Here is an 8,146-nt window from a genome sequence, read left to right as displayed (position 1 = left end):
GATTTTGTGATAATTGCGACCCAAGAATGTCGCGCTATAGCAGCGACGGCAGGACTAAATTTGGATTCCGAATAATGATAAATCTGCGCTCCAAACGGTACATCCGGATTTGGGCGTGTGTTGAAGGTACGTGTACGCATATGCTGATAACGCCCGCCAAGCGTCAGCTGGAACCGGTCATCGGCAAAAGAGAGCGTGTCAGAAATCGCGATGCTGTTAGCAACCAGCTCAGAGAACGGATAGAGATTATCCGAGCGCAGCAATCCGCTTGTATCTACCCAGTTATCAGGCACATAGGCCGGATTGTAGATGTTGATCGGGTATTTTCGGAAACCCAGTTTTCCGGGGTTAAAACGGCCGCGATGGTTCTCGTTTTTTGCTCCGCTCACTGAAATATTGAGCTTATGGCCTACAGGACCGGTATCAAATTCGGAGCGAACACCAACCTCACCCGACAGTCCCTGAATCTGCTGCGGATTATAGCCAAATTCAACTTCTGCATCGCCGTTGGAATTGAGAATTGTGTATGATGTGGACAGGAAATCCTCACGATAACGGCTGATACCACCTGCCGCATAGACAGTCGTATTGTCCAGCACATCAACCTCGACACGGGCAGCGGCCATATTGTGCTTGCTGTCATGATATTCGAACGGATTGGCTGTGTTAATCCGGCCATTCGGTGCATCCGGGATTTTGAAATTTTTTTCTGCCGCATTAAACAGTGAAGTCGGCGCATCGATATTCTGTCGGGAATGATTGAGATCAAGCGAGGCACGTACCCGTTCACCGCGATAATCAAGCCCCAGCGACAAGACACCAACCTGAATGTCATTATGCTTCATCGCAGTCTCGCCGCCGCGATAGGAACCATTGAAAATGCCCCATTCCCCGTCCGGTCCGAAACGACGACCAACATCAACATGCGACAATGTTATTGGGTTGCAGGCAGTGCAGGCCTGATACTGATAATGACGGTTCCAACAACGGAAGAATATGAAAGCAGGACAGCTGAATTATTAGGAGAAAATCATTTGGTTAAATCTTATAGAACAATCGTTGTACTGGACAGAGTTAAGGTCGATCTGTCCCTTCCCTTATAATAGTCTTCCTGTCATATTTATTAAATCCGCCTTATTCATAAAATGTCAGACTACTTGATTTTTATAGAGTTATTTTTTGTTTTTTAAAAACATGAAACGCTAACCTGCGAGAGTTTTCATGCCAGCAAAGTTCATTATAAACCCACCGGTATTTTTCGGATCCATCATAGTCATCGGCGTCTTTTTGGCCGTTGGGGTCGTTGTTCCTGATCAGGCCGCGAGCATTTTCACGCAGCTTCAGACAGTCATTCTCGCAAATTTCGGATGGTTTTATTTATTATCTGTCGGAATTTTTCTGGTTAGCGTTCTGCTTCTCTGTCTGGGGCGTTACGGACGCCTCAAACTCGGCCCCGATGATTCAACACCTGATTTCAGTTTCCTCTCATGGATTGCAATGCTTTTCGCTGCGGGTATGGGCATCGGACTGATGTATTATGCCGTTGGCGAACCGATGACCCATTTTATGGCGCCACCAACGGCAGAACCGCGTTCCATTGCGGCAACGCGGGAAGCAATGGCGGTCACATTTTTCCATTGGGGAATTCACGCCTGGGCTATTTATGCCGTTGTGGGTCTGTCCCTCGCCTATTTCGGATATCGTTACAATCTTCCGCTCACCATCCGCTCTGGCCTGTACCCGCTGCTCAAAGAGCGCATTAATGGTCCGATTGGTCATGCGGTTGATATTTTCGCAATCGTCGGCACGATGTTTGGTATTGCAACCTCACTGGGGCTTGGCGTTTCGCAGATTAATTCCGGACTTCATTACCTGATCGGCCTGCCGATCGGGCTACAGGTTCAGCTGCCTTTGATTATAGTGATCACGGCATTAGCAACGATTTCCGTTGCAACAGGGCTGGATAAAGGCGTGCGCATTCTCTCCGAAACCAACTTGCTGCTTGCAATTCTTCTGATGCTTTTTGTGCTGATTGTGGGGCCGACAGCAGAGCTTTTCCGTGATTTCGTGCAGAATATCGGGCTGTATCTCGATACAATCGTCCTGCGTACCTTCAATATCTATGCCTATGAACCAACGCCGTGGGTCGATGCATGGACGCTGTTCTACTGGGCATGGTGGATATCCTGGTCGCCTTTTGTCGGCATGTTTATTGCCCGTATTTCACGAGGCCGGACAGTCAGAGAGTTTGTGACGGCCGTGCTGTTTATCCCTGCCGGTTTTACATTCTTCTGGATGACTGTTTTTGGAAACTCGGCAATTCTCATTGATACCACTGTCGCCGGTGGCAAACTGGGCGCAGAGATTGCCGCCGATGTCTCCGTCGGCTTGTTCCACTTTTTCGAATATTTGCCTTGGACAACTCTGACTTCAACCTTAGCTGTTATGCTGGTTGCCATTTTCTTCGTAACGTCCTCAGATTCCGGCTCGCTTGTCATTGATTCAATCGCCGCAGGCGGAGAAACCGAAACCACAACCGGACAGCGGGTCTTTTGGTGCACATTGGAAGGCGTGGTCGCTGCAAGTCTTTTAGTTGCAGGTGGTCTGGGAGCACTGCAAGCCGTGACCATTGCAAGCGCCCTGCCGTTTAGCATTATCATGATTGCACTTGTCTGGTCGCTGTTTAAAGGCATGAAAGCGGATTTGGCACAGCAGACTGCTCATGCCGCAATTCCTCTTGTCCCGACCGCACAACCAGCCTCAGGCCTTACATGGCAGCGCAGATTGTCATTGATTATGCATGCGCCAACCCAGCGAGAAGTCGCGGCATTTATCGCCGGACCTGCCAAAGATGCTTTGAATGCTGTCACGACCGAGTTGAATAATCGCGGGCGGGAAACCGTAGTGGTTACAGAAGACAGCGGCGCAATTGCTCTGCGCTCCACCGCAGAAGGCACGAGAGATTTTATCTACGGCATTATGCCTGCTGCCCAACATATCCCGGCTTTTTCCACGATGGGGGTTGGAAAACCAAATCTTCGCCATGAGGCGCGGACATATTTCTCAAGCGGTGGCAGAGGTTATGATGTGATGGGCTTTACCAAAGAACAGCTGATCGCGGATATTCTGGTGCAATTTGAACGATATCTCGCTTTGGTTCACGCACCGGAAACGCAACTGATGCACAGTGCACCAGAGCATTCCGCGGATATATAGCTTTCAGGACATCTTTGATCGCGGTGCGGGCTTATTTACCAGCTTGCACAGGCAGCCAGATTTGGTTCGCCTGTAGCTGACTTATTTTAGTCTGGTTTGATGAGAATGATGTGTACTTCTTTTCCCGTTACACAACGAAATCGGAGTACATATGACCGGATCATCAAACAGACTGCGTATTGCCCTGCTTTTTGGCGGACGTTCGCCTGAACATGATGTTTCGGTACTTTCTGCGACCAATGTGATGCAAGCGCTGGATCCTGCAAAATATGAAGCAGTTCCGATCTATATTTCCCGTGACGGACAATGGTTTCTGAGCTGGTTTGAGCAAGGCCAGTTTGTAACACCATCTCCTGCTACGGAAGTTTGCCTGCTATCCGGCGGTTGCGGTCGTCTGATCGCGATATCCGCAGCCGGAGCTTTCAGCGAACTCTCTAAAATTGATGCTCTGTTTCCGATTTTGCATGGTCTTCATGGTGAAGACGGTGCGGTGCAAGGATTAGCGGAAGTTGCGCGCGTTCCTCTTATCGGCTGCGGCATTCTTGGTTCAGCCGTGGCGCTTGATAAAGAAATCGCAAAACGCTTATTAAATGAAGCTAATTTGCCAGTCGCGCATGCTGTTACAATTCATCAACAATCGGCACCTGATTTTGAAACAGTACAGAATATTCTCGGCCTGCCCTTCTTCGTTAAACCGGCACGGCAAGGATCATCTGTCGGCGTGAATAAAGTTTCTACCCGGGAGGATTACAACTCAGCGCTTGATGAAGGTTTCAGGCATGACAAGAAGCTGCTTGCGGAAGAGTTTATTCGTGGCCGCGAGGTAGAATGTGCTGTGCTTGAGGATGTTGACAGAGGAATTTTTGTTTCGCGTTGCGGTGAAATTAAACCTGCGGAAAATCACGGGTTTTACAGTTATGAAGCCAAATATACCGATGAGAATGGTGCAGTTTTAACCGTACCCGCAGAGCTTACACCGCAAATTGAAACCCAAATTCGGGAAATGGCTGAAAAAGCGTTTCGGGCAACCGGCTGCGATGCGATGGCGCGTGTGGATTTCTTCGTGACCGATGATATGCGCATTTTAATCAATGAAATTAATACTATTCCGGGCTTCACAGATATCAGTATGTATTCAAAAGTCATGGCTGCAAGCGGTGTCAGCTATGAGCAGATTATTGACCGGCTCATAGCTCACGGACTGGCGCGCAGTAACTGACAACACTTGCCAGAAATTACCGGCGCTGCTTGCGGGAAAACGTATTTTGGGGTGCCGACAGAATAACAAGGCAGGATATCACCAGCACCGCTCCCAGCCATCCAAGCGCAGAGAGTGTTTCCCCCACAATCACAACCGCCAGCAAAGCGGCAATGACAGGCTCAATCAGTGTTATTGTGGTTGCCGTGCTCACGGAGATGCGTGCTAATGCGTAACCAAACAGCACATAGCCGGTGAACATAGGTATGACGGCCATATAAGCGCCTACAAGCGCATTATTCCAGGATGAGAGCAGAGCGCCGCCGGTCGCCAATAAAACCGGCATAAGCAAAATCCCCCCTATGCCAAAGATGGCTCCCATCGCAGCCTTGGAGGATATTCCTTTGCGCATCAGCCTGTGTGCAGCCCATGTATAAAGCGCATAGGTTAAACCGCCAATCAAACCCAGAACAACACCCGCCGTGACCTCCCATGATGATGACACAACCTGAGCTGCCTTTTGCTCCTCACCGAAGAAGCAAAGCAAAACAATTCCGGCGAGCCCCGCAACAGAACCAGCAAGCCATTGTTTACTCAAAGTTTTACGATCAAACACCCATTCTGTAAGCGCAGAGAACAGCGGCGCAGATCCGATTGTTACAACAGTGCCAACAGTGACACCGGCAAGATACATCGATGAGTAAAAGGCGAGCGGATAAGCCGCAACCGAAAGAGCGCCGAATAAGACAACCGGCCAGTACTGGCGTAACATTGTGCCATCGCGCTTCAGTGCTCTCAGAGCGAGCAGGGCTTGCAATATCCCCCCTAGCCCCATCGCAACGGCGCCAATTGCAAGCGGCCCGACTTCCGGTGCGAATGTGGCAACCGTGCCCGTCGTACCCCATAAAAAGGAGGCAATCAAAACGCAGAGAATACCCAGACCTGCGCCGTCTGTTCTGATCGCTGATGTGTCACTCATAGGGCGGCCAAAATCGTTTCTGCAAGGCGTCTTGCCTGATGAACGCGGTTGCTGTTGCCTTCAAGCCCCGCACGGGAAAATGAACCCTCAAGCAAAAAAGCCAAATGTTCGGCAGTCGTATCCACCGTCTCCTGAGAGAGAAGCCCGCCATCAGTTCTGCGAAACTCGTGCAGATGTTGCACCAAAAAGCGCTCAATCTCCTCCTTATGGCGCCTTACAGCCTCCCTGCCCTTGTCACCCACAGTGAGTTCCGCTGCGGCGTTCAATAATCCGCAACCGCGAAACCCCTTCTCATAGTCAAACTCGGCATGATCTGCATAGGCGTCAAAAACCGCCAGAATGCGCTCTTCAGGTGTATGAGCATTGTTTAAACGCAGCTGGTACAAATCAACCCATTCCTGATGTCTCGCCTCAATGAAAGCGGCGACAAGATCCGATTTTGAGGAAAAGTTATTATAAAGGCTCATTTTGGCGACACCGGCCTTGGCCGTAATCATATCAATGCCGGTTGCGCTGATGCCTTGGTTGTAAAACAAAATGCCTGCTGCGCTGAGCAAGCGCTCGCGTACGGAAAGTGCCGTTTGTGGTTTTGAAGAAGCAGACATTATGATCCAACTTGCTTGAAAAAATGCGTTAGGTAGGTCAGTCTACCTATTGCCTTCAAAGATACAAGTGTCAACATTCAGGTAACAGAGTTTTCATTTAAAAACATATATTTAAGAGTTCCATTAATCTCACATCCATTATATTGAAGGCAATAACTGAGGTTTACACCGTCGCTTTACGGTGGAATCCTCAAAATTTACGCCGGAGCATGTTGTGTTTAATTATGCTCACCGGCTTTGCTCTGAATTATGAAAATTGTGCGTCGTGGCAGTGCAAATAGATCATTTGACTGCAACATACGCAGGCCTCTGAACGAGACTTAAAACGCATTTTGTTTGGATGTGATGCGTTACATCATGCGCCTCAAGTCATTGTTTTAACCTATATTGTTATCGGAAAACGCTTTTTTGCGTTTCCGTCGCATGCTTCGGTACACGAGAATTGAGCCATGACTTTTACGGATAATGCACGTCTGAAATCAGAGATAACCGGTTATGCAGCCGACACGCTCACCCCTTCTGAAGCGGAATGGTTTCAGCTTGTGCAGAGCCTGCCTGCCCATCTGGCGAAGCAGCTTTCCTGCCTCATTGAGGCTGATAAAGACCGTCTGGTCAGTGTTTTTTATGATCGCTTGCTGCAAAATCCGGATGCGAGAGCGTTTCTTTCGCAGGACGTCGTGCATGACCGTCTTCAGCATTCTATGCGTGGCTGGCTGCGCCGCTTATTTGTTGAGCGCACGCTGGATGTTGAGGCTTTTGTTGCAGAACAGCGCAAGATCGGCGAAGTCCATGCCCGCATTCAGGTGCCTATCCATGTCGTTATGCAAGGCGCGCGCCTTTTAAGAAATGAGATCATTGATCAGCTGCAAAACAAGGCCTTTGATCTCGCGGATTTTGCTGTCTTGTCAGCCTATACCGGCAATGCAATCAATATTGCTATTGAGTTTATGAGTCAGGCTTTTGTCAGCAATACAAAGACAGATGCGCAGACGGATGAAGCTTATCGGGTTTTTGCACTCAGTCAGGACTTATCGCTTGAGCGTGAAATCCAGCGCGCTGCATTAATGGAGTGGAGCCAGTCCGTTCTGTTTAATCTTTATGGCAGCCGACCGGATACAGCCTTGCCTGCGCTTGCAAGTTCGGATTTCGGCCTTTGGCTTCATCACAAAGGCGATATGATCTTTCAGGGCTCGCCTGTGCTGGATAATATCCGTAATGATCTGAAATATATTGATAATACTCTTTTGCCAGCCATGTCCGCCGCAGCCAGAAATCCCGCATTGAATATTGCGGAACTGGTTGAGACCTTTAAGAATAAAACCGGTGAAATAAAGTTTCTTCTGGCTGAACTTTTTCAGGCGGCCGTAGCAATGGAATCCGGCAGAGATCCGCTGACAAGAACTCTCAACAGACGGTTTTTACCTTCCATTCTCGCTCGTGAAGTAAAAATGGCTTCACAAAAAGGCATGGAATTGAGCGTTATGATGCTCGATATTGATAATTTCAAAGCAATTAACGACAGTTACGGACATTCCGGAGGCGACCATATCCTCCAGCAGGTGGCAGAGAGCATTTTCACCCACTGCCGCGCCAATGACTTTGTTTTCCGCTACGGCGGAGAAGAATTTCTTGTTGTTTTGATTGAAGCGGGATCTGCAGCGGCATTCGAAACTGCTGAACGCTTGCGCCAGCATATTTCAGGGCAGAAATTTACTCTGCCGGATGGCGGAACAAAAAACATCACTTTATCTGCCGGCGTGTCTACATTTAACGGACACCCCGACTTCAGCCATTTGATTGAAACAGCAGATCAGGCGCTTTATAAAGCCAAGCAAAATGGCCGCAACCGTACGGAAGTGGCCTTTCCCCTCGTTTGACTTCTCAGCACTGCTTGCTTTTTCACAGAGATGATGAAGCAGGCAGTGTTGCATGTAAAACACCGTCAGCATTGCCAGAATTGCTGGTGTTTCGTTCAAGGCTATAGGGTATTTCCGCCTCTTGAAGAGCTAAAATAAATAATTTTATAATGTGATCTGTATTACTTCTTTTATAATAATTCTGAGAAAGACTGCAAACAGCAGCAGTGTAAGCCACGCCGTATTTCACCGGCCAATAGCACAATAAAAATACTGACAAATCTGTCCAGCC

The 8,146-nt window shown here is 48.7% G+C and carries 8 protein-coding genes; 4 read left to right on the top strand and 4 right to left on the bottom strand.

Annotated features, from left to right (window positions below):
• A partial coding sequence (locus tag P8H26_RS17865; RefSeq protein WP_374708327.1) for a TonB-dependent receptor domain-containing protein occupies window positions 1-932 on the bottom strand: 932 nt, incomplete at its 3' end.
• Between P8H26_RS17865 and P8H26_RS18200 the strand changes: the two genes are divergently transcribed.
• The 3 genes from P8H26_RS18200 (at window position 837) to P8H26_RS17855 (ending at window position 4,435) form a co-directional block, all read left to right on the top strand.
• Complete coding sequence (locus P8H26_RS18200; RefSeq protein ID WP_374708326.1) at window positions 837-1,103, top strand: Lrp/AsnC ligand binding domain-containing protein; 267 nt, start codon at window positions 837-839, stop codon at window positions 1,101-1,103. The two genes, P8H26_RS17865 and P8H26_RS18200, sit on opposite strands and share 96 nt — an antisense overlap.
• 118 nt (window positions 1,104-1,221) lie before the next feature.
• The gene (locus tag P8H26_RS17860) at window positions 1,222-3,216 is read left to right on the top strand and encodes a BCCT family transporter (protein ID WP_289634443.1); all 1,995 of its coding nucleotides are present in this window, start codon (window positions 1,222-1,224) and stop codon (window positions 3,214-3,216) included.
• 151 nt (window positions 3,217-3,367) lie between these two features.
• On the top strand, window positions 3,368-4,435 hold the full coding sequence (locus P8H26_RS17855) for a D-alanine--D-alanine ligase family protein (protein ID WP_289634442.1): 1,068 nt from the start codon (window positions 3,368-3,370) through the stop codon (window positions 4,433-4,435).
• A 16-nt stretch (window positions 4,436-4,451) separates the two neighbouring features.
• Here the strand turns inward: P8H26_RS17855 and P8H26_RS17850 are convergent, their stop codons facing one another.
• Both P8H26_RS17850 and P8H26_RS17845 read right to left on the bottom strand, forming a co-directional pair.
• The gene (locus tag P8H26_RS17850) at window positions 4,452-5,393 is read right to left on the bottom strand and encodes a DMT family transporter (RefSeq protein WP_289634441.1); all 942 of its coding nucleotides are present in this window, start codon (window positions 5,391-5,393) and stop codon (window positions 4,452-4,454) included.
• Window positions 5,390-5,998 carry a TetR/AcrR family transcriptional regulator gene (locus P8H26_RS17845; protein WP_289634440.1) on the bottom strand — a complete coding sequence of 203 codons (609 nt, stop codon included), beginning with the start codon at window positions 5,996-5,998 and terminating at the stop codon, window positions 5,390-5,392. Before P8H26_RS17845 ends, P8H26_RS17850 begins: the two co-directional genes overlap by 4 nt.
• A 449-nt stretch (window positions 5,999-6,447) precedes the next feature.
• Here P8H26_RS17845 and P8H26_RS17840 point away from each other — a divergent pair, with 449 nt between their 5' ends.
• A complete protein-coding gene (locus P8H26_RS17840) occupies window positions 6,448-7,875 on the top strand; it encodes a GGDEF domain-containing protein (protein ID WP_289634439.1) in 1,428 nt (475 codons plus the stop codon).
• A gap of 22 nt (window positions 7,876-7,897) precedes the next feature.
• Here the strand turns inward: P8H26_RS17840 and P8H26_RS17835 are convergent.
• Window positions 7,898-8,146, bottom strand: a 249-nt coding sequence (locus P8H26_RS17835) for a hypothetical protein (RefSeq protein WP_289634438.1), incomplete at its 5' end; no start/stop codon positions are given.

This window comes from Pseudochrobactrum sp. sp1633 (assembly GCF_030376605.1).
GTDB lineage: Bacteria > Pseudomonadota > Alphaproteobacteria > Rhizobiales > Rhizobiaceae > Pseudochrobactrum.
Note: the sequence above shows the minus strand (reverse complement) of the source record. Positions and strands in the feature narration are given on the sequence as shown.